This is a genomic window from Paenarthrobacter sp. 10L420, from assembly GCF_056395385.1.
This window is the reverse complement of sequence record NZ_JBFTJK010000015.1, coordinates 13,086-38,599: the sequence shown is the minus strand read 5'-3', so window position 1 is coordinate 38,599 and position 25,514 is coordinate 13,086. Positions and strand designations below refer to the sequence as shown.

General features: G+C 62.7%; 22 protein-coding genes and 1 tRNA gene. 15 read left to right on the top strand and 8 right to left on the bottom strand.

Annotation, left to right across the window (positions count from 1 at the left end; translation table 11 throughout):
* Positions 1-366 precede the first annotated feature (366 nt).
* Entirely contained in the window at positions 367-855 is a 489-nt protein-coding gene (locus AC1DD5_RS18760) for a hypothetical protein (RefSeq protein WP_477514480.1), read from the top strand.
* A gap of 14 nt (positions 856-869) precedes the next feature.
* Here AC1DD5_RS18760 and AC1DD5_RS18755 read toward each other — a convergent pair whose 3' ends face one another.
* Positions 870-1,193: a hypothetical protein gene (locus AC1DD5_RS18755; RefSeq protein ID WP_477514479.1), complete on the bottom strand. Its 324-nt coding sequence runs from the start codon at positions 1,191-1,193 to the stop codon at positions 870-872.
* Positions 1,194-1,496: 303 nt separating this feature from the next.
* Between AC1DD5_RS18755 and AC1DD5_RS18750 the strand changes: the two genes are divergently transcribed.
* Positions 1,497-1,581: transfer RNA gene (locus AC1DD5_RS18750), tRNA-Ser, on the top strand.
* A 173-nt stretch (positions 1,582-1,754) separates the two neighbouring features.
* Here the strand turns inward: AC1DD5_RS18750 and AC1DD5_RS18745 are convergent.
* Positions 1,755-2,690, bottom strand: a complete 936-nt coding sequence (locus AC1DD5_RS18745) for a LysR substrate-binding domain-containing protein (protein ID WP_477514478.1) — start codon at positions 2,688-2,690, stop codon at positions 1,755-1,757.
* A gap of 123 nt (positions 2,691-2,813) precedes the next feature.
* On the opposite strand from AC1DD5_RS18745, the gene AC1DD5_RS18740 reads away from it, so the two are divergent.
* On the top strand, positions 2,814-6,275 hold the full coding sequence (locus AC1DD5_RS18740) for a bifunctional proline dehydrogenase/L-glutamate gamma-semialdehyde dehydrogenase (RefSeq protein WP_477514477.1): 3,462 nt from the start codon (positions 2,814-2,816) through the stop codon (positions 6,273-6,275).
* Between the two features lie 186 nt (positions 6,276-6,461).
* Here AC1DD5_RS18740 and AC1DD5_RS18735 read toward each other — a convergent pair whose 3' ends face one another.
* Entirely contained in the window at positions 6,462-7,385 is a 924-nt protein-coding gene (locus AC1DD5_RS18735; protein WP_477514476.1) for an oxygenase MpaB family protein, read from the bottom strand.
* Positions 7,386-7,477: 92 nt separating this feature from the next.
* Positions 7,478-8,917: an MFS transporter gene (locus AC1DD5_RS18730; protein WP_477514475.1), complete on the bottom strand. Its 1,440-nt coding sequence runs from the start codon at positions 8,915-8,917 to the stop codon at positions 7,478-7,480.
* A gap of 96 nt (positions 8,918-9,013) precedes the next feature.
* On the opposite strand from AC1DD5_RS18730, the gene AC1DD5_RS18725 reads away from it, so the two are divergent.
* The 4 genes from AC1DD5_RS18725 to AC1DD5_RS18710 all read left to right on the top strand — a co-directional run bounded on the left by AC1DD5_RS18725 (position 9,014) and on the right by AC1DD5_RS18710 (position 12,878).
* Positions 9,014-9,391, top strand: coding sequence for a MarR family transcriptional regulator (locus AC1DD5_RS18725; protein ID WP_442004331.1), 378 nt, complete (start codon positions 9,014-9,016; stop codon positions 9,389-9,391).
* A 197-nt stretch (positions 9,392-9,588) separates the two neighbouring features.
* Positions 9,589-11,172 (top strand): M23 family metallopeptidase, encoded by a 1,584-nt coding sequence (locus AC1DD5_RS18720; RefSeq protein WP_477514474.1) that lies wholly within the window; start codon positions 9,589-9,591, stop codon positions 11,170-11,172.
* A gap of 99 nt (positions 11,173-11,271) precedes the next feature.
* Positions 11,272-11,754, top strand: a complete 483-nt coding sequence (locus AC1DD5_RS18715) for a glutathione peroxidase (RefSeq protein ID WP_442018676.1) — start codon at positions 11,272-11,274, stop codon at positions 11,752-11,754.
* A gap of 140 nt (positions 11,755-11,894) precedes the next feature.
* Positions 11,895-12,878, top strand: coding sequence for a phosphodiesterase (locus AC1DD5_RS18710; protein WP_477514473.1), 984 nt, complete (start codon positions 11,895-11,897; stop codon positions 12,876-12,878).
* Here the strand turns inward: AC1DD5_RS18710 and AC1DD5_RS18705 are convergent.
* Both AC1DD5_RS18705 and AC1DD5_RS18700 read right to left on the bottom strand, forming a co-directional pair.
* Entirely contained in the window at positions 12,856-14,445 is a 1,590-nt protein-coding gene (locus AC1DD5_RS18705; RefSeq protein ID WP_477514534.1) for a stealth family protein, read from the bottom strand. The two genes, AC1DD5_RS18710 and AC1DD5_RS18705, sit on opposite strands and share 23 nt — an antisense overlap.
* 47 nt (positions 14,446-14,492) lie before the next feature.
* Entirely contained in the window at positions 14,493-15,413 is a 921-nt protein-coding gene (locus tag AC1DD5_RS18700; RefSeq protein WP_477514472.1) for a Cof-type HAD-IIB family hydrolase, read from the bottom strand.
* A gap of 137 nt (positions 15,414-15,550) precedes the next feature.
* Between AC1DD5_RS18700 and AC1DD5_RS18695 the strand changes: the two genes are divergently transcribed.
* On the top strand, positions 15,551-15,850 hold the full coding sequence (locus tag AC1DD5_RS18695) for a type II toxin-antitoxin system VapB family antitoxin (RefSeq protein WP_062069994.1): 300 nt from the start codon (positions 15,551-15,553) through the stop codon (positions 15,848-15,850).
* A gap of 22 nt (positions 15,851-15,872) precedes the next feature.
* A complete protein-coding gene (locus AC1DD5_RS18690) occupies positions 15,873-16,517 on the top strand; it encodes a LytR C-terminal domain-containing protein (RefSeq protein WP_442018678.1) in 645 nt (214 codons plus the stop codon).
* Between the two features lie 102 nt (positions 16,518-16,619).
* On the opposite strand, the gene AC1DD5_RS18685 is transcribed toward AC1DD5_RS18690, so the two are convergent.
* Positions 16,620-17,306 (bottom strand): TetR/AcrR family transcriptional regulator, encoded by a 687-nt coding sequence (locus tag AC1DD5_RS18685; RefSeq protein ID WP_477514471.1) that lies wholly within the window; start codon positions 17,304-17,306, stop codon positions 16,620-16,622.
* A gap of 160 nt (positions 17,307-17,466) precedes the next feature.
* Here AC1DD5_RS18685 and AC1DD5_RS18680 point away from each other — a divergent pair, with 160 nt between their 5' ends.
* The 5 genes from AC1DD5_RS18680 (at position 17,467) to arfA (ending at position 23,429) form a co-directional block, all read left to right on the top strand.
* The gene (locus AC1DD5_RS18680; protein ID WP_477514470.1) at positions 17,467-18,465 is read left to right on the top strand and encodes a LacI family DNA-binding transcriptional regulator; all 999 of its coding nucleotides are present in this window, start codon (positions 17,467-17,469) and stop codon (positions 18,463-18,465) included.
* 182 nt (positions 18,466-18,647) lie between these two features.
* The gene (locus AC1DD5_RS18675; RefSeq protein WP_477514469.1) at positions 18,648-19,982 is read left to right on the top strand and encodes an extracellular solute-binding protein; all 1,335 of its coding nucleotides are present in this window, start codon (positions 18,648-18,650) and stop codon (positions 19,980-19,982) included.
* A 36-nt stretch (positions 19,983-20,018) separates the two neighbouring features.
* Positions 20,019-20,939 (top strand): carbohydrate ABC transporter permease, encoded by a 921-nt coding sequence (locus tag AC1DD5_RS18670; RefSeq protein ID WP_477514468.1) that lies wholly within the window; start codon positions 20,019-20,021, stop codon positions 20,937-20,939.
* Positions 20,940-20,941: 2 nt separating this feature from the next.
* On the top strand, positions 20,942-21,844 hold the full coding sequence (locus AC1DD5_RS18665; RefSeq protein WP_477514467.1) for a carbohydrate ABC transporter permease: 903 nt from the start codon (positions 20,942-20,944) through the stop codon (positions 21,842-21,844).
* A gap of 46 nt (positions 21,845-21,890) precedes the next feature.
* A complete protein-coding gene (gene arfA / locus AC1DD5_RS18660) occupies positions 21,891-23,429 on the top strand; it encodes an arabinosylfuranosidase ArfA (protein WP_477514466.1) in 1,539 nt (512 codons plus the stop codon).
* Between the two features lie 81 nt (positions 23,430-23,510).
* Here the strand turns inward: arfA and AC1DD5_RS18655 are convergent, their stop codons facing one another.
* Positions 23,511-24,212, bottom strand: coding sequence for a DsbA family oxidoreductase (locus tag AC1DD5_RS18655; RefSeq protein WP_477514465.1), 702 nt, complete (start codon positions 24,210-24,212; stop codon positions 23,511-23,513).
* 218 nt (positions 24,213-24,430) lie between these two features.
* Here AC1DD5_RS18655 and AC1DD5_RS18650 point away from each other — a divergent pair, with 218 nt between their 5' ends.
* Positions 24,431-25,513, top strand: coding sequence for a glycosyltransferase family 4 protein (locus AC1DD5_RS18650; RefSeq protein WP_477514464.1), 1,083 nt, complete (start codon positions 24,431-24,433; stop codon positions 25,511-25,513).
* Position 25,514 lies beyond the last annotated feature (1 nt).

The following is a 25,514-nucleotide window of genomic DNA, read 5'->3' as shown; positions in this document are numbered from 1 at the left end:
TGGGTGGTAAACCTCGCACTACATGAGATGTTCATTTGAGAGGGCGAGGCTATGGGGCTGGATGGGTAGCGGTGACTGGGTCGATCCAAAGGATGTGTCCAGTGAGATTCATAAGGACGTGCTCGCCGTGGTTCGTGTCCTCACCTCGTCCGGATGGAGGTTGAGGCGGCAAGGTCACAAGTTCTACATGTATTGCCCCTGCGGATCTGACGGCGCGCAGTTAAGGGTTGACGGGTCTCCTAAGAGCTCGACCCAGCGAGCCAAGATCCTTGCGCGCGACGCGCGTCGGTGTCAGGTCAGCACGAACTGCTCAGGGGGCGGCGTTAGGTGTTGTCATTTGTCAACAGAGCGGGCTATGCTGAAACCATGACCACGGAGCAGCCATTCGAAGTACGTCTCCGCCTCGGGGAACTTTCGGAGCAGGTTGAAGACTTGCTCGTGGAGCAACTCGACGCGATAGTTTCCCGCTTGGCCGGCGTTCCGTATGTGACTTTCCTCCAAGATGCCCCCAGCGGTACAGAGGCTGCGCGCCGCCTTGTTTCCCGGGTCCACGATCTCGGAGGGAAGGTTCAGTCCGTCGATTTCGACTACGTCACCCGGAGCGAAATTGCTGAACGGCTGGGTGCAACCAGGCAGGCGGTCGCCCTCTGGGTCGCTGGCGACCGAAAGGCCGACTTTCCATTCCCTCGCCCAGCCATCCAAGCGGGCGTTTCGCTATGGTGCTGGTCCGACGTCGTGGACTGGGCCACCGCTTCGACCCATGCCGTTGGTGAGGGAGTGAGGCTGCTGTCAGCCGATGAGATCGCAGTCATCAATGGTGAGTTGGCTGCTGGGCGAATGCCCATCTTCGCCTGACGCGCACTTATGGATTACCGCCACCCCCTCACCGGCCACGTCATGAAAGCCGGCTCCTCGTAAGGGTGCGCCGTTCGCAGAGCCAGCACAACGGCGTCGAGCACGTCCTCCTCAACCACGCACTCAACCCGGGTTTCCGGCACCTGCTCGCTGTTTCCGACGTCGCCGATGAACGGCTGTGCGCCCGGCAGGGGAGTGAAGTGGCCAGTGCCGGGCGAGGTAAACGAGCAATGCGAGTAGTCGCCGATCCGTCCTGCGCCGGCGTCCCCTATTGCCATCAGGACCGCTGGAGTATGGGTCTCGGGAACGTAAACAACCAGGGCGTGAAGCTGCGTCATGGGAACATCCTGTCAGTAACTTCGGCTGCAAAGCGGCGCACACCATTGCATATCTGCGGGTCACAGCGGACCATGGGTATGTACACCGATTGGGGCAATCTCAAGATTGTGAGCTGCGGGGCCTGGGGGCGAGGGGCCGGACCCGGCAGCTCAACGGTGATACCGCAAGAATGGGCGCGTTGGGGGCGTCCATTTTTCCGTTAAGGCGCGGTTTTGACCGACGCACCTGGAGGCCTCGCCGGGCCGATTACACGATGCCGAAATTCTCAGGTACAGTAGTATCTGCTTTCGATTCGGAAGCAAGGAGAATTCGCCTAGCGGCCTATGGCGCACGCCTGGAACGCGTGTTGGGTTAACGCCCTCGGGGGTTCAAATCCCCCATTCTCCGCGTTTGGCCCCGGTCCCCAGGACCGGGGCCTTTTGCGTTCCTGACACCTACGTTGGCTCCTGCCCGCGACCCGGACTGGGGACACCCATATCCGGGCGTCGCCAGTGTGTTTCGAAGGCGTGGGCGAATTTGCGCGTCGCCAACGGACGCCCGGCGCTGCGGAAGTGAGCTGGCTACTGCTGCCCTGCGTCAACTTGCTGCCCTGCATCAACTTGCTGCGCAGCGGCCACCCGCTCCAGTACTTCCCTGCACGCAAGAATCGCGGGGTGGATCCGGCCGGCCGTCCTTGTGGACGTGAAGACGGTCCGCGTTGGCAGGCTGGGGAGGTCCAGCAGTTGGACGGGGCGTGTCCGGCCTGTCCAGACGAGGTCCGGCATGAGGGCAACGGCATTTCCGGATTCAATGAGCCGGATCTGTGCTTGAAGGTCGGCCGTTTCGTATCTGACGTCCGGTTCGAAGCCAGCGGATCGGCAGGCCTGCTCAGCCCAGTGCCGGGAGGCGGCGCCTCGGGGCTCCATGACCCAGGGCATGTCTGCGGTGTCAGCCAGTGAGGCAACAAGCTCCCCGCCCAGTCCGACCGGGGGAGTGGCCAGCCGGATGGCGTCACTGGTCAGCGTTGCCCGGTCCAGCCCCGGGTGATGAGGCGCGGCGTGCCCGGGATATTGCTCCGCCACCACAATGTCGAAGTCGCGCGCCCAGGTTTCGTAAAGTGCTGTCTCGGGTTCGCGCTGGGTCATTTCCACGCGCACTTCCGGATACTCCTGGCGCATGATGCTGAGGAAGTCAGGCAGAAGCGCGAGTGCGGCCGACTGGAACACTGCCAACCGGACAGTTCCTGTGACTGTGGACAGCGACGCGGCCAGTTCGGTTTCGGCGCGTTCCAGTGTCTCCAGGAGGGCGGCGGTGTGTGCAACCAGGATCTCGGCTTGAGGTGTCAGCTGCACCCGGCGGCCAGCCTTGCGAAGCAGTTCGACGCCTGCTTCCTTCTCCAGCAGGGTCAGTTGCTGGGACACGGAAGAGGGGCTGTACTGCATGGCATCGGCCACCTCAGCGAGCGTTCCGCGGATCTTCAATTCGTGCAGCAAACGCAGCCTGCGGACGTCCAGCAAGGCGGCCTCCAAAGGTTCGGGATGGGTAATGAATATTCGTCAGAAAAGATCGCTTTTCCTAACGTGATTGTAGATCCATACTGATGGAAACAAACAAACTTCTCCGTCCCAGAAGGAGCCCCAATGACCAGCACCCTCCCGGTTGCCGCCGCCCCGCGCACCCAGGATTCCGGGCAGTTCGATGCACTGGCACAGGAAGCCATCGCGTTGGTCCGCCACTGGCTTACCGAAGCCAGCAAGATTCCCGTGGACGTGTCCGCCCAGCGCCTCGCCGGCGTCTTGAAGGACCCGAATGGCCTTGACTTCACGGTCGGATTCGTCGACGGCGTCATCCGCCCTGAGGATCTGTCGGTCGCCGGCCGCAAGCTCGCCGAGCTGGCCCCGAAGGTGCCCAAGTTCCTGCCCTGGTACATGCGCAGCGCTGTCCGTGTAGGTGGAGTGATGGCTCCGATCGTCCCACAGGTTGTCATCCCGATCGCGCGCCGCGTGCTCCGCGACATGGTGGGCCACCTGATCGTGGACGCCACGGACGCGAAGCTGGGTCCGGCCATCGCAAAGATCCGCCAGGACGGCGTGCACCTGAACGTGAACCTCCTCGGCGAGGCAGTCCTCGGTGAGCACGAAGCCCAGCGCCGCCTGGATGGCACGCTCAAGCTCCTTGCCCGCGAAGACGTTGACTACGTCTCCATCAAGGAATCCTCCACCGTGGCGCCGCACTCTCCGTGGGCCTTCGACGAAGCCGTCGATCACGTGGTGGAGAAGCTCACGCCGCTGTACCGCCTGGCCGCGTCCTTCCCCAAGCCCAAGTTCATCAACCTGGACATGGAGGAGTACAAGGACCTCAGCATGACCATTGCCGTGTTCAAGCGGATCCTGGACATGCCCGAGTTCAAGAACCTGGAAGCCGGCATCGTGCTTCAGGCCTACCTCCCGGACGCCCTCGGTGCCATGCACGAACTGCAGGAGTGGGCCGCTGCCCGCCGCGCACAGGGCGGTGCACCCATCAAGGTCCGCGTCGTCAAGGGCGCCAACCTGCCCATGGAACAGGTGGAGGCGTCACTGCACGATTGGCCGGTGGCTACATGGGGCAGCAAGCAGGATTCGGACACCAGCTACAAGAACGTCATCAACTACGCCCTCACCCCGGAGCACATCGACGCCGTCCGCATTGGCGTCGCGGGACACAACCTCTTCGATGTCGCCTTCGCCTGGTTGCTTGCCAAGCAGCGAGGTGTAACTGAGGGTATCGAATTCGAAATGCTCCTGGGCATGGCAACAGGCCAGGCCACGGCTGTCCGCAAGGATGTCGGCAGCCTCCTGCTCTACACACCGGTGGTCCACCCGGGCGAGTTCGACGTCGCCATCGCGTACCTGATCCGCCGGCTCGAAGAGGGTGCCAGCCAGGAAAACTTCATGTCGGCGGTCTTCGAGCTCAGTGAAAACGAAGCCCTGTTCAAGCGTGAGCAGCAGCGCTTCCTGAACTCCCTGGCCGGCATGACGGACAAGGTTCCGGGCCCCAACCGCAAGCAGGACCGCCGCTTGCCATCCGAACCGGCCCCGCTTGAGGGCTTCCGCAACACCCCAGACACAGATCCGGCGCTCCCGGCAAACCGCGCCTGGGGCCGCGACATCCTCAAGCGCATCCCCGGTTCCACTGCCGGCAACAAAATCGTGGAATCCACCAAGGTCTCCGACGCCACCGAACTGGATCGCATCATCGCCACCGCCGTGGATCACGGCAAGGCCTGGGGCGCCCGCCCGGCAGCCGAACGCGCCGCAATCCTGCACCGCGCCGGCGACGTCCTTGAAGCCCGCCGCGCAGAACTCCTTGAGGTCATGGCTTCCGAGACCGGCAAGACCATCGACCAAGGCGACCCCGAGGTCAGCGAAGCAATCGACTTCGCGCACTACTACGCGGAGGGCGCCAAGGACCTGGAAACGGTCGACGGCGCCACCTTCGTCCCAGCGAACCTCACCGTGGTGACCCCGCCGTGGAACTTCCCGGTGGCGATCCCCGCAGGCTCGACGCTCGCAGCGCTCGCCTCAGGTTCCGCCGTCGTGATTAAGCCTGCAAAGCAGGCCCGCCGCTCTGGTTCGGTCATGGTGGATGCGCTCTGGGAAGCCGGTGTGCCGCGCGAAGTGCTGGCGCTCGTGCAGCTCGAAGAGCGTGAACTCGGCACTCAACTGGTCTCGCACCCGAGCGTCGACCGTGTCATCCTCACCGGCGGCTACGAAACCGCTGAGCTGTTCCGCTCGTTCCGCCAGGACCTGCCGCTGCTCGCGGAGACGTCGGGCAAGAACGCCATCATCGTGACCCCGAGTGCTGACCTGGATCTAGCCGCGAAGGACGTCGTGTACTCCGCCTTCGGCCACGCAGGCCAGAAGTGCTCGGCAGCCTCGCTGGTGATCCTGGTGGGCTCGGTGGCGAAGAGTGCCCGCTTCCACAACCAGCTGATTGACGCGGCCCGCTCGCTGACCGTCGGCTACCCGGAGAACGCCACCACGCAGATGGGGCCGATCATCGAGCCGGCCAATGGCAAGCTCCTGAGCGCCCTTACTACCCTGGGCGAAGGCGAAAGCTGGGCGATTAAGCCTGAGCGCCTGGACGAGACAGGCCGCCTGTGGTCCCCGGGCATCCGCTCCGGCGTCAAGCGTGGCTCCTACTTCCACCTCACCGAGTTCTTCGGCCCGGTCCTGGGTGTTATGACTGCTGAGACCCTCGAGGAAGCCATTGCCATCCAGAACGAGATCGAGTACGGCCTCACCGCTGGCCTGCACTCCCTGGACTCCGCTGAAATGGGCGTCTGGCTGGACACCATCCAGGCCGGAAACCTGTACGTCAACCGCGGCATCACCGGTGCGATCGTCCAGCGCCAGCCGTTCGGTGGCTGGAAGAAGTCGGCCGTTGGCGCCGGAACCAAGGCCGGCGGACCGAACTACCTCATTGGTCTGGGCAGCTGGCTCCCCGCCGAAGCCAAGGCCAAGCGTGGCATGGTCCTTCAGGGGGCAGCCGCCCAGATCCTTGCCGCTGCAAAGTCCGCGGACGTGTCCGCTGAGGAGCTCCAGACCCTCCAGCAGTCACTCTTCAGCGACGCCGCCGCCTGGGAATCCGAATTCGGCACCCGCAAGGACGTCTCTGCACTGTCCGCAGAGCGCAACGTGTTCCGCTACCGCTCCCTCCCCGTGACGATCCGCCTCTCCGAAGGCGAGCGGCTTGCTGAACTGCTCCGAGTAGTAGCAGCCGGTGCAGTGGCCGGTTCGGCGCTCAAGGTGAGCTCCGCCGTCGTGCTTGAAGATGCTGTGGTGAATGTGTTCGCGAACCTGGGCGTCAGCGTCCGGATCGAGGACGACGCCGCGTGGCTGGCTCGTGCAGCAAAGTTCGACGCCGGCCGGATCCGGCTGATCGGCGGCGACTTTGCCGCGCTGAGCGCAGCCATGGGTGGTCGTCCGGATGTGGCCGTTTACCACGGTGAAGTGACGCAGGCCGGCCGCATCGAGATGCTCCCGTTCCTCCGTGAGCAGGCCGTGTCCATTACGGCCCACCGCTTCGGTACCCCGAACCACCTCTCGGACCACCTGATCTAAGGCCTGGCCACGAAGGCCGGGTAGGACGGATTCGTTCCGACCTGCCCGGCCTTCGTTGTTGTCGATTGATCAGGCCATACGTCCACCACCCACTTTGGCTGGGTTTGAGCCCGACACACCAGGAATTGCGGCGGGGTCAAATGCTTACGGATTCAAAGTGGGTGGTGGCGGTACAAGCCAGGACCATCAGGCCTCCGCATATCCCAGCCTCTGCAACCGCCGTCGCGCTGCGAGTTCGCTTGGACCATGTGAACCAAGGGCCAGCCGGACCATGCCCAGAACAATGCGACCGGTGGTGATGGCGGGCAAGGGGATTGGACCCAGTCGCGCGGCTCGCAGGCCCAGCATGTCCCGGTACTTGGGTTCAAGGCTTGCGACGGCGGCAGCGAACAGTATCCGGTATCCCGGCAGAAGGAGTGGGCTCAAGGGCGGGCGGCGTATAAAGGCAATGGTTTCCGCCAGCCGGTCATCCGAGCGCAAGATCCCGGAGGCATACCAGGCTTCCAGTTCCTCGCGAACCTGGGCCTCGGTGATGGGCGGATCCTCCACGCCCATGAGCCGGCCGGCCTGCGCCCACTCCCGGACGTAGGCATCCGGGCCGCCGGGTATCGGATGGCCCCAGATGCGGTTGGCAGTAAGGAAGGAATCCGCGTAGGTGACATGGACCCAGCGGAGCAGTTCGGGATCATTGGCGGCGTAGGGGCGGTACGCTCCGGTGCCGTCCACGTAGCTTCCCCGGACGTGCTCGTGGATTTTCCGGACACGGTACGTTGCTGCCTCAGCAGCTTCCTTGGAGCCGTACGTGACCGTGAAAATCCAGCGCACGGTACTGGCCAGCCGGCCCAGAGGATCTTCCTTGAAGCCGGAGTGCTCGTAAACACCTGCAAGCGCGCCGGGATGCAGGGACTGCATCAGCAGGACCCTGATTCCGGCCACAATAGTGGCCATGGAGCCATGCACCGCCCAGACGGCCGAGCCGGGAAGGTGATATCCGGCGTCGTTCCCTTCCGCCAGGCGCGGCACCCACTCGGGTGGCGTTCCGGCCGTTCCCGTGAAGGTGCGTTGAAGTTCGTACCTGTACTCGGTGAGGTAATTCCTCATGCATCCCATGAGACCGCTCTTCGCGGAACCTGTACAGAGCAATTTGTGTACAGCTCCTGCCCTGCGGAGGCGGTCGAAAGGGCAGGAGCCGTGCACAAAACCTAGGAGCGGATGCGGCGCCTTGACGGTGCTGCTGCCACCAGCAGGGCCGCGATGGCGACGGCGGCACTGAGGATGAGGCCCGGGCGGTACTGTTCCAGCATGGCCTGGGCGCTGACGGTTCCAGCCGCCTTTCCGTGTCCGCTCACCAAAGCGGTGGTGACTGCCAGGACCAGTGCTGCCCCCACTTGGGTGCTGGTTTGGATCAAACCGGCAGCCAGGCCTTGCTCAGAGTCCTTGATGCCTGTGGTGGCCTGAACGTTGATGGACGGGAAGGCCAGAGCGAATCCGATGCCCAGCAGGATCACCGAGGGCAGGATGTCCAGGGCGTAGTTGGGCGTGGTGCCCACCCGGAGGAACAGGACGTAGCCCAAGCCAAGTGCCGTGAGGCCCGTGAGGATCAGTTGGGTGGCACCGAATTTCTCGATCAGCCGGTCAGCAAAAGGAGCACTCGTGGCCACCAGCAATCCGGCGGGCAGCAGGGCCAAAGCCATGCCCAAAGGCGTCCAACCGAGCACCGACTGCAAGAACATGGTGACGATGAACTGGAAACTCAGGTAGGAACCGAAAAGCCCCACTGCGCTGAGGTTGGCCCGGGCTACCCAGCCTTCCTTGAGGATGCCGAAGCGGATCAGTGGGTGCTTGACCTTGTTCTCTATCACCGCGAAGGCCGCAAGGACCGCTGCAGATACTGCGAATCCGGCGATAGTTGCCACAGATCCCCAGCCCTGCTCCGGCGCTGAAACCAGCGTATAGACGAGGCCGAGCATGCCCAGCGCGAGCGTCACGGCACCCCAGATGTCATGCCCGCTGTTTTCTGCGGACGGCTTGTCTTTCGGAATGAACTTCATGCCCAGCAGGACAACGGCGACGGCGATCGGCACGGAAACCAGGAACGTCCACCGCCAGCTCAGGCTGGTCATCAGCCCACCGACCACCAGGCCCAACGAGAAGCCGCTGGCGCCGAACGTGGTGAAGATGGAGAGGGCCTTGTTGCGCTCGCGGCCCTCGGCGAAGTTAGTGGTGATGATCGAGAAGCCTGTGGGCGCGGTGAACGCTGCCGCGAGACCCTTAACGAACCGGGTGGCGATCAGGATCGCGGGATCGTCCACCAGGCCACCGAGGAGTGAGGCTGCGGCGAACACCGCCAAGGCGATGAGGAATATGCGACGGCGGCCCAGCAGGTCCGCGAGCCGGCCGCCCAGGAGCAGGAGGCTTCCGTAACCCAGGACGTAGGCGGAGACGATCCACTGGAGGGAATCGGTTCCGAGGTTGAGTTCATGTCCGATGGAAGGCAGGGCCACGCCAACCATGGAAACATCCAGCCCGTCCAGGGCGAGGACGGTGCAGACAACCATCAGCAACAGCCACTGGGCGCGCGTCCAACGTACGGCTGCAACCACGGTCTCGGCGGATCTTTGAAGGGTGGTGGGTGATGTCATGCCACCAAGCTATATGACGCGTCATTGAATGACAAGGAATATGACGCAGAATATTATGACGTGGATTCTAATGGCGGAATGGACTAGAATCGGGGCATGGCAACGACGCGTGACCGCCAGCTCGTTGAGCAGTGGCGAAGCATTCAGGACTCCTACTTCCGCACCGCAGGAGCCATTGACCGCGCCTTGGAAGCCAAGTTCGATATCGGCTTGAACGAGTTCGAAATCCTGGACCTCGTGGCAGAAAGCACTGACGCCGCTTGCCGCATGAAGTCTTTGGGGGAGCGCACCCCCATGACCCAAAGCGCCGTTTCCAAGGTGGTGGACAGGCTGGAAAAAGCAGGGCTGGTCTCCCGCCAAACGTGCGCCGATGATCGTCGCTCCCTGTTTCTTGAACTCACAGAAGCCGGCCGCGCGCTGCACGAATCCGCCGCCGTGGAACACCGTGCACTGCTCAAGGAAAACCTCGGCTAAGGCGTCCTCCCCGAATCTCAAGATCCCTTGAGCAAAAACTGAGGAAACCCTGCGCTTCACTGGGGCCGGAAAGCCTTTATTTTCATTTTGATTCCCGCAACAATGGTGCTTGCACGCCAGGCTGGGGTTTGGTGCCGCTGGCTTTGGGGAGTGTTCTTGTGGGCAAGCATAGTGAATCTTACCGATATGTAGACTTGGTGCGCACCGACGTTTTTCGTCGCATGCTCATCGCCGGAATCCTGGCAGCCGTAGCCTTTTTCGCTTTTGGTTTCCAACCCCTGAATTCCGTCTCTACCGGCTCCGTGGATGGTTCTGTGGCGCAAGGCGTCGTTGGACCTTTCTCGCTTGGTAGCCTAGTGCCGCCAGAAGCCGAAACAACAGTGATCGACACCATGCCTGAGCCGCCGGCCCAAGAGGCTGGCACGCCCATGGTCTACTTCGACCGCGCACTTGTCCGGACAGTGGCCAAGGACGGATCCTCCGGCCTGACCGTCGCTTCGTCAGGTTTGTCGCGTCCACCGGCCGGCAGCCTTTACGCGCCGCTGGAAGTCCTCAACCCGAGTTCTCCGTACGGCTACCGCTACAGTCCATTGACCGGACTTCCCGGCGAGTTCCACTGGGGCCAGGATTACGCTGCGGCATGCGGCACAAGGGTCTACGCCGCCGACGCCGGAGTGGTCAAGGCCGTCGGCTGGCACCCTTGGGGTGGAGGCAACCGTGTTGAGATTGAACACGGCAACGGCCTGGTCACCACGTACAACCACCTTCAAGGGATTGGTGTTACCCAAGGCCAGTCCGTGCGAGTCGGAGAAGTCATCGCCGAGGTAGGGACCACAGGGTGGTCCACTGGTTGCCACCTGCACTTTGAGACGATCGTAAACGGCCTGCACACCAACCCAAACGGCTGGATCTACCTGCCGCTCCGGCAGATCGATCCGCTGCAGAACATCACCATGGTGAACTACCAGCCTGGAGTCGGAACAGGCGTCTCTGCCTCGCCGCAGTGGGCCGTGCCGGTGTCAGACAGCAGCAACCGGGCCGTCATAGGTGGCGAGCACGAAGAGAGCGTTGCTCCGCCGGTGATCACACAGCCGGGCACTTCGGGCACGACGCCGCCTGTCACGCAGGCGCCACCCGCCACTTCGGGCACTACACCGCCTACGCAGACCGTCACACCGACTCCGACGGCCACGGCAACGCCAACCCCGACAGGGACGGCAACGCCTACGCCAACAGCTACAGCGACACCGACCGCGACGGCAACGCCAAGCCCGACGGCGACTTCCACACCGACGCCCACCACAACGACGCCTGTCACGACGACGCCTGGTACGACGACGCCTGGTACGACAACACCTGGCACAACGACGACTGTGCCCAGCACGTCGCCGGTGGCTCCCAGCACCGCCACCCCGCCCGCCGTCGTCGAGCCCGTGGCGCCGGTTGCTCCCGCAGCGCCCGTGAACCCGGCCCCTGCTCCAGTAGCCCCTGCGCCCGCACCGGTAGCTGTTGCACCAGCCCCCGTGGTAGTTGCGCCAGCGCCGGTAGTTGTAGCACCGGCACCCGTGGTGGTTGCTCCCGCCCCGGCCGTGGTCACTCAAACCGTGGCGCCCGTGGCTCCCGTGCCGGCGGCCCCCGTGCCCAGCCCCGCGGCAGTGCTTCCGTCAACGCCTCCGGCAGTGGTTCTTCCGCCTGGATACATCCTCATTGGCCCGGACAAGGTCCAGCGGCCGGACGGCGTGATCGTGCCGTTGTCTTCGCTCATCCTTCCCGCGTCATAAGCCAGCGAGCGTAGGTACCCCTAGGTTTCATGGCTGCGGCAGCTCCCGTAAGCTCGATGGCGGCAATCCCGCCAGACGACGTCGTCAGGAAGCGATCACATGAGAACCCTGTACAGCATTCCCCTCACCTTCAACGATGGCTCTGAAGCAGACTTCGGACGCTTTGAAGGGAAAGCGGTACTGGTGGTGAACGTGGCCTCCGAATGCGGCTTCACGCGCCAGTACGCGGGCCTTGAGGAACTCTACGGAAAGTACCGTGAGGACGGCCTGGAAATCCTTGGCGTGCCCTGCAACCAGTTCGGCGGCCAGGAGCCCGGCGCCGACGAGGAAATCGCGGAGTTCTGCGAACGCAACTTTGGCGTCTCTTTCCCGCTCACCAGCAAGGCCAACGTCCTGGGCAAAGAGCAGCATCCGTTGTTTGCCGAGCTGACCCGGGATGAGTCCGGGCAGCCGGTCAAGGTCAAGTGGAACTTTGAGAAGTTCGTCATAAACCGTGACGGCGAGCTGGTTGCACGGTTCCCCTCAACGGTTGAACCTGACGCGCAGGAACTGGTTGACGCCGTTGAAAAGGCTTTGTCATAAGAGTCCTCGAATTCGAAAGGAGAAAGAAATTTTCCAACATTCCGCCGGCAGTTGGCCTCTTGTTGGCTTGTTGTCTGGTTGGATTGGAAGTACTGGAATGACACGGGAGACGCCGTCTCCCACCAAACGCTAAGGCAGCTATGGAGCTCATCGAGGCCGAGTACCCCAAACCAGGTCATGTGCTTTTGCACTTGAGCGATCTTCACTTGGTGGCCGGTCCAGACACACTTCATGGTTCTGTTGACAGCGCTGCCAGGCTCCAGGAGGTCTGCGATCAGATCATTGCCTCCAGGATCAAGCCAGAGGCCATCATCTTTACCGGCGACCTTGCGGACAAGGGCGAGTTCCGAGCCTACAAACGTCTCCGCGAAATGATTGAGCCTGTGTGCGATGCGCTCGGAGCGAAGGCCATTTGGGCCATGGGCAACCATGACAACCGCGCGAACTTCCGTTCCGCGTTCCTGGATGCCTCCGTAGCGAGCCGGCCGCAGGATCCTGTGGACCGCAGCTACTTCGTCAACGGGCTTCGGATCATCACCCTGGACACCACGGTCCCCGGACACCACCATGGGGAGTTGTCCGAATCCCAGCTTCAGTGGCTGGCTGAAGAGTTGGCCACTCCCGCCCCGGACGGCACCATACTTGCCCTTCACCATCCGCCGGTCCCGTGCGTCCAGGACCTGGCCGTGCTGGTGGAGTTGCGCGGCCAAGCCGCCCTGGCCGCCGTCGTCCGAAACACAGACGTCCGCACCATCCTGGGTGGCCACCTGCACTACTCGACGACGGCGAGCTTCGCCGGCATCCCGGTATCGGTCGCCTCAGCTACCTGCTATACCCAGGACCTGGGGGTGCGTGCCGGCGGACAGCGCGGACGTGACGGAGCGCAGTCGTACAACATGATCCACGTCTACGAGCACACGATCGTGCATTCCGTGGTTCCGATGTCCGGTGGCGTCACAGTTGGCGAGCCCTTGGATGCAGCCGAGGTTCAGCGACGGCTGGGGGCGGCCGGCATCCGCATTCCGCACGAGTCCCGGGTGGGGGCCCACACGTCGCCGGGCACGCACACCTCCTCGCTTCCGCTTGTTTCTCCCGGTGGCTTTACTTCTCCCAAGGTGCCTTAACCGGGAAGTACTTCTCCAGGAAGTCGGTCACCAGGTCGGCTCGTTCATTCGCCTCGACTTCGGGGAAACTGCCGTCATTCAGGCAGAAGAAGTCCATGTGGCGCTTTGCAAGCAGCTTGGGCAGGTAGTGCAGTCCGGCCCACATGGTGGAGTCCACATACCTGACCTTGGCGCTGGTCTGCGTAACGGCGCGGCCGGTGAGCAGTGCGTAGTAGTGGTAGAACGAGTTGGTCACTGAAATGTTGTCGGCGGCCCGGAACCGGCTGCCGGCGGTCTTCGCGAACTCGGCGGGAAATTCCTTCTCCATCTGGGCCACCACGCTCCGGCGCAGGGGAGCGGCCGTGTGTTCCAGGTGCCTGGTGGTGATCCGTCCGAAGCGTTCCCACAGCAGCTTGCGGTTGACGCGCGCAGCGTTCTCGAAGCCGCTCCGTTCGGCGTCGTTCTCTCCCAGGCCAATACGGGTGTCAGCCTCGATGAACTTGGTGATTCCTCCGGGCGTGAAGAACATGTCAGGGCCAACGGGACGGCCGAAGAACATGTCGTCGTTGGAGTAGAGGAAGTGCTCGGACAATCCCTCGATATGGTGCAGCTGGCACTCCACTGCTTGCGAGTTGTGGGTGGGCAACACTGACGGATCGGCGAAGAACTCTTCGCTGCGCACGATCGTCACCGAGGGGTGGTCGGCCAACCACGCCGGGGCGGGCGAATCGGTGGCGATGAAGATCCTGCGGATCCACGGTGCAAACATGTGTACCGAGCGCAGCGCATACTTCAGCTCGTTGATCTGCCGGAAGCGTGCCTCATGGTCGTCGCCCTCGCCGAGGACAGCCCCAGCCTGCTGGGCGCGCCTCCTGGCGATGTATTCGGGGTCGCTGCCATCCACCCACGAGAAGACGATGTCGATGTCGAAGTCGATGTCGCTCGCATGGTCAGCGAACATGTTCTCGATGGTCGGCCAGGTGAGGCCGTGGCGCTGCACGGTACCGCGAACGGCGTCCTGGCGCAGCATGGTGCGCCGGGTCAGGGAATTCTCCACGGGGAGTTCAAGGCGGTCGCCTTCGAACCTCCACAGCTCCAACTGGACACCAAGGGCAGGGCCGTACCAAAGCCCGCCGCCGAGCTCCACCCTGGGCCGGTACAGGCGGAAGATGCGTGCCTTCCGGTTGGCCGAGAGTTCGCCGTCTGCCACCAGGACCGAGGTTTTCTTCTTGGCATCGACGGTCATGGAGTAGAACGGCTCATTGCGGAAGGCGGCAACCAGGGCCTCGCGCACATCCTTGCGCGACTCCCAGTCGACGGCGATGACCGGCCTTTCGTCGTTGCCACGCACCAATATGAAGTCCACGCCGGCTGCGTCCAAGGCAGCGCGGATGGCCAGGAGGTCCGCAACCATGGCCTGCTGGGGCGTGAGGTCGCCGTTAAGGAGGGCGTAGCGCCCGCGGTGACGGACGACGTCGGACCTGTGCTTCAGGTGGGCAACGACGGCAGGTGAGACCGCCTCGGCGATCGCATCTTCCTCTACGGTGGGGCTGCCGTGGTAAATCGGATCGACCTGTGCTTGCGTGATGGCTTTTCTCCGTACTGTTGTGAGTCGTTTCTGGGGAATGCAGGAGTCTAAATGGCGAGGGCGTCGCGCCAGCTGCGCAGGAAGGCTCCGCCGGCGTCGTCGTGAATGACGTCGTCCGCCAGCTCGAGGTCGGCGGCGGTAAGAATGGTGTAGGGCTTCACCGGAACGCCGTCTGCGGGCCGGACGTCCACGTGCTTCACGTCGTGGTCGTTGTAGTGAAGCCAGTCTGCCATGGCGTAGTCCGTACGGGAATCACCTACGGTGCGCCAGGAGAGTGGGGTGATTCCCTGGGCGGCCAACAATTCCACGGCCCGGCTGGCGCCAAGGTCCTTGCCCAAGCGGACGGATTCGATGTCCGTGGAAATGATGGTGGGGTCCAGGCGGTAGTCCACGGTGTCATCGGACTCAGGGGCGTGGTGGTCCAGGATGGCTGCGTTCAGGCCGTGGCGGCCCATGATGTTCAGGGCATCGGCGTCGAAGAGTTTTTGCTCGGCCAGGTAATCTTCGCTGGCCACTTCAACGTGCTGCTCAACGGAGACCATGGCACGCTTGGTCTCATCGAAGAACATATGCGCGGAGTAGTCCTCGGCAACGAGCCTGCGGATGTCATCCCCATATGCCTTGGGCACGGCGAGCTCGTGGTCCACGTGGATGGGGCCAGGACCGGCGTCGGTGTAGCTGAACCACACGGCGCCCTTTTCGCAGATGGCGTGGATGATGGTGTCGGCCGGCATTCCAGCAGCGATCATCGGCCCCATGACCTGTTCGCTGATGAAGGCATCCGATCGGCCTGTGTTGAAGATGACGGGGATGCCGGCCGAAGCCAGCGCCACGAGGTCTGCGATGATATCCGGCTTGACGTCGCGCGTCACAGGGCTGGCGATGGGGCCGTCGACGTCCAGCAGCAGCGCGAGGGCTGGGGCCGTGTGGGCAGCGGTCCGGTCGGTACCTTGGAGCGATTGAGTCATGCCCCTATTCTGTCAGTCCCCGAGGTGTGCATCACAGCTGTGACGCCAGACGTTCGGATAGTCACCGTTTGGCCACAACCTGCGTGTGCCGGGGGTCACAAGTTCCGTTAGCGCAGCAACTTCCATAGGCTTGCAGGGTGATCTTCAAAGCTGTGGGCGAGGGACGCCCGTACCCTGACCATGGATATTCCGCGCCCCGTGACTGGGCTGCCCTTCCACCGCGGCCTGTTCGCCTCGATGAACTCGTCACCACCAAGCGCACCCTTGATCTGGAGGCGTTGCTGGCAGAAGATTCAACGTTTTTTGGGGATTTGTTCCCGCACGTCGTTCAGTACCAGGGCGTGCTGTACCTCGAAGATGGGCTGCATCGGGCAGTCCGCACCGCGCTCCACCAGAGGACGGCCATCCACGCACGCGTGCTGGTGATCGATGGCTAGGCAGCGCAAGCGTCCCAAAGATGTGACGCAGTTACACGGGCACCATGTGGTGACCGGACCGGAGCTTCGTGCCACCTTCGCCGAGGACGCACGTGCCCAACGCAGCCGCTTCCGGCGCCGGGTCTTCCACGCCATCGTTCTTGTCCTGCTGGTTGGTGTCATAGCGGCCGGAGCAATCGGCGCCTGGGCCATCATGAACGGCGTCATCAGGATTCCGACGGCGATCGCCAGCAAGGCGCCCACCAGCCTCTGCCCCACCACCACGTTCGATTACGTGCCGAACGAAACCGTGAATATCAACGTCTTCAATGCCACATCGCGTGCAGGCCTGGCTACTACTGTTGCCGACGAGTTCAAAGCACGGGGGCACAAAGTCCTGTCTGTGGACAACAGTGATACTGCCTACTCGGGGATCGGCGTGGTGGTTTCAGGAGTCAAAGGCCAAGCAGCTGCATTCAACATCCAGCGGAATTTGGCAGGAACGGACTACTTCCAGGACAACCGCGAAGACGAATCAGTGGACGTAGTCCTCACCCGGGGCTTTCAGGGCTTGGTGGAACCGCAGCTCGTCGATCAGACTCCCGGCAAGCTCAGCTGTCCGCGTGAGGACCTGAGGATTGCGGATACTTCCCGATGGCCGATCATCCCCACCCGCCCGGCTCAGTAGGGCGGGCCAGTAGGCCGGGCTGACGACGCGTCGGCTGATTTTCGCCACGCAAAGTGGTGGGCGATGCCCTGATTTGGGTGTCGCCGCCCTGTTGCTCTGGCGTTAGCCGGCCAGGGTGTCAGGGACTGCACCATCCACACGGATGGGCTTGCCCGCCTCGTCGAACTGCGCTCCCGCACCTAGCTGGATGAACCGCACCGTTTGCGCTGTCTGGAGCTCGACGTCGGAGGCTGGGGCAGGCGGGGGAGTCTCGCCGTCGGGCGTTCGGTTGCGTCGTGCGGCGCTGGCTGAGAGTGTGCCGTGGATGAGCCGCGCCAACTGGGCGACATCCGTGTCCGGGAGGTAGCCCTGCTGGACGCCTTCAGTCAGGATGTCCTGGAGGAGGACGTTGAGGTCGCCCACGTGATCTGCGAGCTTAGCGAACGAGGCCGGGGATAAGACGGCGGCCATCGCTGGCCCCGGCGGAAGGTGGCGGCGGCTGAGGTCCTCTACCTGTGCGCGGACGTAGAGGGCCAGCCGGTCCACCGGGTTATCAAGAGCTGCGAGCGAGTCGCGAAGGTCCACGATGAAGCGCTCGGTTTCATCCAGCGCGTACGCAATGAGCAGTTGCTCCATGTCTGCGTAGTAGTTGTAAACGGCGGTGCGGCCAACGCCCGCGTGGCGCGCGACGTCCGTCATGGTGAGGCCGGGAAGGCCATGGGTAAAGAGGAGCTCGCCAAAGGCGGTCAGAATACGGCGTTGGGTCTCGGCGCGTTGGGCAGCATTCGTGGCGGCCGTGATCCTGGGCATATAGACACTTTACAATGATGTGTCACCAAGTCCTGCAGTTTGCGTACTCGTGACGCCCGTTGGAGGCCTTCGCGAGGGCATTGGGTAAACACAAACTCGCGTAGCATCGTGGGAACCGGACTCGAACTTCACCCGGACACTAAATTCACAAGGGGGACTGTTGCGGGCAACGGTCAAGGATGTGGCACGCCGCGCGGGAGTGTCGCCGAAAACCGTCTCGAACGTCATGAACGGAATCGTGCCGGTCAGCGCTCCAACGCGGCTCAGGGTTGAGCAGGCAATGCAGGAGCTGGATTACGTTCCCAACCTTTCCGCCCGCGGACTCCGCAACGGCCGCTCCGGTGTGATCGCCTTGGCCTTGCCTGACCTGGCCACCCCGTTCTCCGCTGAGATAGCGCAGAGCATTGTGGAAGTAGCCCACGAGCAAGGCTGGAGCGTCCAGATCGAGGAAACCGGTTCGGACCCGCAGCGCGAGCAGGAGTTGATGACCCGCGCGCGCTCCAACCTCATCGATGGGCTCATTCTCAATCCGGTGGTGCTGGATGAAAGTGCCGTCAAGGTTGGGGTGGCCTTGCCTCCCGTCGTGCTGTTGGGCGAAGTGACACAGGAGCTTGCGGACCGGGTTTACGTGGATAGTTTCGCAGCTGCCCGGGATATGACGCTTGCCTTGGCCAAATCCGGGCGCCGGCGTATCGCCGTGCTCGGGGTCAACCGTCGAAGACGGTCGGCTACAGCGATCCAGCGGACCCAGGGTTACGAGGCTGCGCTCCAGATCCTCGGGATCCCCAGGGATGAATCCCTGCTGATTCCTTGTGGACCGTGGACGCCGGGATCTGCAGCCGAAGCGCTGACCCGCTATCTTGATTCGAACCCGCTGCCTGAGGCTTTGTTCTGCTTCACGGATTCGCTGGCCATTGGTGCCCTCAATGCGCTGTGGAAGAGGGGTGTTCGTGTTCCTGATGACATCGCGGTGGCAGGTTTCGACGACGTCATGGACGGGCGGTACGCCGTTCCCTCGCTGACTACCGTATCTTTCGACAAACGGACCATCGCCACCGAAGCGCTGCGCCTCCTCACTGCGCGCATGGCCGACAGGGGCCACGGACAACGCGTCGTCACGGTGGACTACACCATTGTGGAGCGAGACAGCACGGGCTAAGCGGTCTTTGAAATTTAACTGTGCGCGCTAACAATTTTTCCTTGCCTCAGATATTACAACGATGTAATGTGAGAGCCGCGTCACCCCCGGGCCACCCTTTACCCGGCAGTGGAGATGCACCGGAGCCGGATTTGCGCAGCAGTTGTGTTCTTTTTCAGCGGACCCTTCCAAAGGAGTGACGGGTGAAGCAGTTTGAATCTTTGACCGGGAAACAGTTGTCCCGGAGACAGTTATTGACCGGATCGGCCCTCCTCGGAGGCGGGATCCTGGCCACGGGCCTCACAGGCTGTGGAGGTGCGGCCCAGGCAAACACGGTTCAGGACATTGATTTCTGGCATCTCTTGTCCGGCGGTGACGGCATCAAGATGCAGGCCATGATCAACAGTGCCAACCAGGCCAACCCTGGCTTCAAGGTCCACCCCACGGTGTTGGCTTGGGGCCCGCCGTATTACACCAAGCTGGCCATGGCGTCAGCGGGCGGGCGACCCCCAGAGGTGGCCATCATGCACGCCAGCCGGGTTCCCGGGTATGCGCCCGGCGGGCTGATTGAGCCTTGGGATTTGGATCTGCTTGCTGAAAATGGCGTCAGGCCCGAGAACTTCGCCCCGCGAATCTGGGAAAAGAGCCAGCAAGACGGGAAAGTCTTCTCCATCGCGCTGGACTCCCACCCATTTGTCATGTTCTACAACACTGACGTGGCAGGCAAAGCGGGAGTCCTGGGCAACAACGGCCAGCTTCAGGAAGTGAGCTCCCCACAGGAGTTCAAGGCCATGGCCCTGGAAATGCAGAAAGTCACCAAGGCCCACGGCCTGTCCTTCGGATACCTGGGCAGCGGCTCCCAGATGTGGCGCCTGTTCTACACCCTCTATAAACAGCACGGAGCGGACATAGTGCTCACGCCGGGCCAGGCCATGGAAGTGGACCGGGATGCAGCCATTGAGTCGTTGGAGTTCATGACCTCGCTCTTCGACGACACCATCGCAGCCCAGGCCGGCGACATCAGCACGGGCATCGCGGAGTTCGCGCGCGGCGGCTCGGGGATGCTGTTCAGCGGCGTCTGGGAACTGCCCACCATGAAGAATGCGGGGATACCCGTAGACGCAGCCACCATCCCAACCTTGTACGGGACACCAGCCTCCTACGCGGACTCGCATTCCTTTGTCCTCCCTCGGCAGCTCACACTGAACGAGGACAAACGCCGCGATGTCTACAAATTCGTCACGGACGTCCTCAAGGGATCTCTGTCCTGGGCGGAAGCGGGACACATTCCGGCCTTCCAACCTGTGGTCAAATCCCAGGGTTACCGCGAGCTCACGCCCCAGATCCACTACGCCAACGCAGCGGACATCATCGCCTACGACCCCGAAGCATGGTTCAGCGGCTCCGGCTCGGACTGGCAGACCTACTTCGCGGAGAACGTGCAGAACGTCCTTCTGGGGCGGGACAAGGCATCAGTCGGCTGGGATGCCTTCGAACACCGCACCAACACGCTTCTTTCCCGTCCTAACCCGGTCTAGCCGGCCAACGTACCGAGCGACCAAAGGAGTTCTTGAATGAGTACCTCTACGCTGTCCCGGCCAAGGCCGGATAGTCTGCGCAGGCCGCGGAGCCGCACCAACAACAATCTGAGCGGCTGGGCCTTCGCCACCCCGTTCCTGGTGTTCTTCCTCGCCTTCCTCGTCTGGCCCATGGTCTACGGCTTCTACATGAGCCTCACGGGCAAGTCCCTTACCGGCGCCAACGACAAACTGATCGGGTTCGACAACTACGCCGAAGCACTGGCCGACGCCGATATGTGGCATTCGCTGGGCAACACCCTATATTTCACGGTCATCAGCACGGTTCCGCTGGTCCTGGTGGCCCTGGTGATGGCAGCGCTGCTCAATATCGGGCTCCCGGCCCAATGGCTCTGGCGGCTGTCCTACTTTGCCCCGTACCTCCTGGCGTCCACGGTTGTCTCACTGTTCTTCACCTGGATGTACAACCCGCAGCTCGGCCTCATCAACGAGTTCCTGGCAGGAATCGGACTGCCTCGAGTCGCGTGGCTGAATGATCCCAATGTGGCCATGTGGGCGATCGTCATTGCAACGCTGTGGTGGACCGTGGGCTTCAACTTCCTTCTGTACCTGGCAGCGATGCAGAACATTCCAACGCAACACTATGAAGCGGCGTCCCTGGACGGTGCCGGCGCTTGGCGGCAGTTTTTCTCCATCACCCTGCCGCAACTCACGCCCACCACCGTGATGATCGTGCTGCTCCAGATCCTGGCGTCCCTGAAGATCTTCGATCAGGTGTACCAGATGACGGCCGGCGGTCCCGCTGGGACTACTCGTCCCGTGGTGCAGTACATCTTCGAAACCGGGTTCACCGGATACCGGCTGGGATATTCGGCAGCCATCTCCTACATCTTCTTCGGGCTGATCGTGGTGGTCTCCATCATGCAGTTCGTCATCACCCGCCGCAGGAGTGCATAACCATGGCAACCCCCACCCTCACGCGTCCCATGCCGGGCGCCGCACCCACCACCGCACTGAAGATCCACCAGCCACGGAAAAAGCTGACCGTCGGCAGAATCACAGCGATCGTCGCCGCCGGATTCATCGCGGTGTTGTGGCTGATCCCGTTTGCCTGGGCCACGGCCACCGCTTTCAAGACCGAGACGGATGCCGCGGCTCCGGATGTCACCTGGCTGCCGCCGTCGGGCTTTACCCCGGACGCGTTCATCAAAGTGTTCCAGGACGGCAACATCCCGCTCTGGACGTGGAACTCGCTTTACACGTCGGCGGCCATCACGGCCATCACCCTGGTGATCTCGGCGCTGGTGGCGTATGCGCTCTCGAGGATCGATTTCAAGGGCAAGAAGGTACTGATGACCGTGATTATCGCGTCCATCATCATCCCACCGCCGGTCCTGATCATTCCGCTGTTCTACCAAATGCTGGCCCTGCACCTGATCGATACTTCCTGGGCCATCATCCTGCCGCAGGTCATCCACCCGGCCATGGTGTTCGTGCTGAAGAAGTTCTTCGACCAGATCCCGCGGGAACTCGAGGAAGCCGCCGTGATGGACGGTGCCAGCCGCTTGCGCATCTTTACCCAGATCATCCTTCCGTTGTCCCGCCCGATCCTGGCCGCCGTCGCGATCTTCGTGTTCATCGGTGCGTGGAACAACTTCCTGTGGCCGTTCATCGCAACCAACGACGGCAACCTGCTGACCCTCCCGGTGGGCCTGCAGACCATCAAGAGCGCCTACGGCATCCAATACGCCCAGAACATGGCGTCCGCTTTGTTGGCCGCTTTGCCGCTCATCGTCGTCTTCCTGTTCTTCCAACGCCAGATCATCAAGGGCGTCGCGACGACGGGACTCGCCGGAACCTGATCCGGCACCTTCGCTCACCACCTTTTGAACACAACCAAGGAGATACATGTCCCGCGCACGCATCACCCTCGATCGCGATTTCACCATCGGCGAGGTACCTAGACGCCTCTTCGGCTCCTTCGTGGAACACATGGGCCGCTGTGTGTACAGCGGCATCTACGAACCCGGACACCCTGAGGCCGACGAGAACGGCTTCCGCCAGGACGTCCTGAAGCTGGTCAAGGAACTGGGCGCCACCGTCATCCGGTACCCCGGCGGCAACTTCGTCTCCGGCTATAACTGGGAAGACGGCATCGGCCCGCGCGAAACCCGGCCCCGCCGCCTGGACGGTGCCTGGCACACGGTGGAGACGAATGCTTTCGGCCTGCACGAGTTCGTGGATTGGTCCAAGCAGGCCGGCACGGAAATCATGGAAGCCATCAACCTGGGCACCAGGGGAGTGGATGCTGCCCGCGAGATCGTGGAGTACGCCAACCACCCCGGCGGGAGCTACTGGTCCGATCTGCGCGCCAAGAACGGCCACAAGGACCCGTTCGATATCAAGCTGTGGTGCCTGGGGAATGAAATGGACGGTCCTTGGCAGATCGGCCACAAGACCGCCGAGGAGTATGGGCGACTTGCCCAGGAAGCGGCCAAGGCCATGCGCTTCGTGGACCCTGACATTGAGCTTGTTGCGTGCGGCAGCTCCAACTCCCGGATGCCAACGTTTGGTGCCTGGGAGCAGACGGTCCTCACCCACACCTACGACGAGGTGGATTACGTTTCCCTCCATGCCTACTACTACGAGCACGAAGGCGACGTCGGCAGCTTCCTGGCATCCGCCGTCGATACCGACTACTTCATCGAGTCAGTGATCGCCACCGCGGACGCCGTGCGGGCCAAGGGCAAGCACAAGAAGCACATCAACCTGTCCTTCGACGAATGGAACGTCTGGTACCAGCGCGGCCTGGACACTGAGGACCAGCCTCACAACGTGATCAAGGCTGGTTGGCGCGAGCACCCCCGCATCATCGAGGACAAGTACAACGTGACGGATGCCGTGGTGGTGGGCACCCTGCTCAACTCGCTGCTCCGCCATGGCGACCGCGTCAAGATCGCCAACCAGGCGCAACTGGTCAACGTCATCGCGCCCATCCTGTCAGAAGAGAACGGACCGGCCTGGAAGCAGACCATTTTCCACCCGTTCGCGCGGATGGCTGAGCTCGCCAAGGGCCAGATCCTTCGGCTTTCGGTGGACTCGGACAAGTACTCGAACAGCCGCTTCGGGGACACGGACCTTGTGGACGTCAGCGCGACGTGGAACGAGGAAACGGGCCGGGCGGCATTGTTCTTCGCGAACCGCGGGCTGGAAGAAGCTGCCGACGTCGAGGTTGCCCTGCGCGGCTTCGACGCCCGCCAGGTTCTCCGCGCCGAAGTCCTGGAGATCCCCGAGGGCGGCGACAGGTTCACCACCAACACGCAGGACCAGCAGGGCCGCGTCGGTCTGAAGCCGCTGGAAGGCGTCAAGGCGACTGGTTCGGAGCTTCGGCTCACGCTGCCCGCATTGTCCTGGGCCGTCGTCGAGCTTGAGGTTGTGAAGGCCTAGCGCCGCCCTTTAAGAGCAACGCTGGGTCACTTATGGCCTATCCCGAGGGGGATTATGGGCCATAAGTGACCTCGCGTTGTTTTAATTGACGCTGCAGCCGTCCGGACCGCAGGCCTCGGCGTCGGATGCGCCCACGGGGATCAGGGGATTGGCTTCCTGCCATGCCTGGTTCAGCGCCTCACTGAAGAGCTCAGCCGGCTGGGCGCCCGAGATGCCGTACTTGCGGTCGATGACGAAGAACGGAACGCCGGTGACGCCGATGGCGCGCGCTTCATTGATGTCCTCGTTGACGGCGTCTGAATATTTGTCAGTGGTGAACAGCTCCGCCACTTCGCCCGCGGGGAGTTCCAGAGCGGTGCCAAGTTCCGTCAGATACTCCTGGTTGCCGATGTCCTTGCCATGCTCAAAGTGATCGCTGAGCAGGCGTTCCTTCGCGGCATCCTGGCGGCCATGGGCTGCGGCCAGGTGGATGAGGCGGTGAGCCGTGAAGCTGTTGGCAACCACTACCTTGTCGAACTGGTAGTCCAAGCCTTCGCCCTTGGCGGTCTCCGTGACGTGGGCGAACATCTGCTTGACCTGCTCCGGAGCCATGCCTTTGCGCTTGCTCAGATAATCCAGTTCCGTGCCGTCATAGTGCTCCGGGATTGAGGGATCCAGCTGGTAGCTCTTCCACTCAATGTCCACGGAATCACGGTGCGGGAACTGTGCCAGGGCAGTCTCAAAACGGCGCTTGCCGATGTAGCACCACGGACACGCGACGTCGGACCAGATCTCAATCTTCATGCTGTGATCAACCTCCAGGGCCGCGGGGGCATTCCGGAAAAGTCTGTTATTTTCGTCACCCATTGCCGGGGCGGGCGTGCCCAGCCTAATGTGTGAAGCAGGTTATGCAGCTAGCCGGTGGGGCGCTCTTCGCCCCAGGAATCGCGTGTGTCTGGGGCCGCGATCAACACGAGGTTGAACCCCGTGCGTGGGTTCGCATATTTGTGGAGGCCTTCAGCATGCGCATTGGACTCATCGTTGGGCCATGGTTCACAGTGCCCCCGGAACGGTATGGCGGCACGGAGCGGGTGGTGGACGCCTTGGCGCGGGCCTTGGCCGATGCCGGGCACGAGGTGCTCCTGGCCACGGCAGCCGACAGTACTTGCCCGGTTCCCCAATTGCGGGGCTTTGGGCCGAGCGAGCCTGAAGAGTTGGGGCAGACGCTCAGCGAGTTGCACCACGTCATCAAGGCTTATGCCGGCATGAAGGACGTGGACATTATCCACGACCACACCCTTGCCGGGCCCCTCTACGCCCACCGGCCGCCGGGTGTTCCCGTAGTGACCACCGTCCATGGCCCGCTGACACCGAGGTATGCAGGGCTCTACCGGGATATGGCCCAGGACACCGCAATCATCGGCATTTCGCGTGACCAATGCAGCCGCATTTCCGACCTGCAAATATCCGCAGTCATCCACCATGGCCTGGACCTGTCCACGGTTTCTGTCGGCGACGGGGCCGGCGGCTACGCATGCTTTGTTGGACGTATGTGCCCGGACAAAGGCTTGCTGGAGGCGGTGGCAGTTGCCCGCGAGGCCGGTGTGCCGCTGCGCATCGCGGCCAAGATGCATGCCAAGGAGGAGCGGGACTACTTCCACGACGTCGTGGAGCCGATCCTTGGGTCACAGGAAGAATTCCTCGGCGAACTCTCAGATCCGGAGAAGTACGAACTGATGGGTGGAGCGATGGCCCTGATCAACCCCATCCAGTGGCATGAACCGTTCGGGCTGGTCATGATTGAGGCGTTGGCCACAGGAACACCAGTTCTGTCCACCCCCATGGGCGCGGCACCGGAAATAGTCCAGCATGGCGTCACAGGATATCTCGCGCAGACCAATGAACTCGCAGGGTTTGTACAGGACGTGCAAGGGCTTAGCCGTGCGGAGTGCCGGCGTACCGTGGATGAGTATTTCAACGCAGCACGGATGGCGGCGGACCATCTGGAGCTTTATGCCACGGTCATCGAAGAATTCAAGGCCGGAGGCCTTCCCGGCGACGGCAAGTTGCAAGACAATCAGAGGCAAGCCCCCATCAACCTGTGAT

Excerpts from the sequence above, each read along its gene's own strand:
- AC1DD5_RS18760 (WP_477514480.1), top strand. The coding sequence starts at position 367 with ATGACCACGGAGCAGCCATTCGAAGTACGTCTCCGCCTCGGGGAACTT.
- AC1DD5_RS18755 (WP_477514479.1), bottom strand. The coding sequence starts at position 1,193 with ATGACGCAGCTTCACGCCCTGGTTGTTTACGTTCCCGAGACCCATACT.
- AC1DD5_RS18740 (WP_477514477.1), top strand. The coding sequence starts at position 2,814 with ATGACCAGCACCCTCCCGGTTGCCGCCGCCCCGCGCACCCAGGATTCC.
- AC1DD5_RS18735 (WP_477514476.1), bottom strand. The coding sequence starts at position 7,385 with ATGGGATGCATGAGGAATTACCTCACCGAGTACAGGTACGAACTTCAA.
- AC1DD5_RS18730 (WP_477514475.1), bottom strand. The coding sequence starts at position 8,917 with ATGACATCACCCACCACCCTTCAAAGATCCGCCGAGACCGTGGTTGCA.
- AC1DD5_RS18725 (WP_442004331.1), top strand. The coding sequence starts at position 9,014 with ATGGCAACGACGCGTGACCGCCAGCTCGTTGAGCAGTGGCGAAGCATT.
- AC1DD5_RS18715 (WP_442018676.1), top strand. The coding sequence starts at position 11,272 with ATGAGAACCCTGTACAGCATTCCCCTCACCTTCAACGATGGCTCTGAA.
- AC1DD5_RS18710 (WP_477514473.1), top strand. The coding sequence starts at position 11,895 with ATGGAGCTCATCGAGGCCGAGTACCCCAAACCAGGTCATGTGCTTTTG.
- AC1DD5_RS18700 (WP_477514472.1), bottom strand. The coding sequence starts at position 15,413 with ATGACTCAATCGCTCCAAGGTACCGACCGGACCGCTGCCCACACGGCC.
- AC1DD5_RS18685 (WP_477514471.1), bottom strand. The coding sequence starts at position 17,306 with ATGCCCAGGATCACGGCCGCCACGAATGCTGCCCAACGCGCCGAGACC.
- AC1DD5_RS18670 (WP_477514468.1), top strand. The coding sequence starts at position 20,019 with ATGAGTACCTCTACGCTGTCCCGGCCAAGGCCGGATAGTCTGCGCAGG.
- AC1DD5_RS18665 (WP_477514467.1), top strand. The coding sequence starts at position 20,942 with ATGGCAACCCCCACCCTCACGCGTCCCATGCCGGGCGCCGCACCCACC.
- arfA (WP_477514466.1), top strand. The coding sequence starts at position 21,891 with ATGTCCCGCGCACGCATCACCCTCGATCGCGATTTCACCATCGGCGAG.
- AC1DD5_RS18655 (WP_477514465.1), bottom strand. The coding sequence starts at position 24,212 with ATGAAGATTGAGATCTGGTCCGACGTCGCGTGTCCGTGGTGCTACATC.
- AC1DD5_RS18650 (WP_477514464.1), top strand. The coding sequence starts at position 24,431 with ATGCGCATTGGACTCATCGTTGGGCCATGGTTCACAGTGCCCCCGGAA.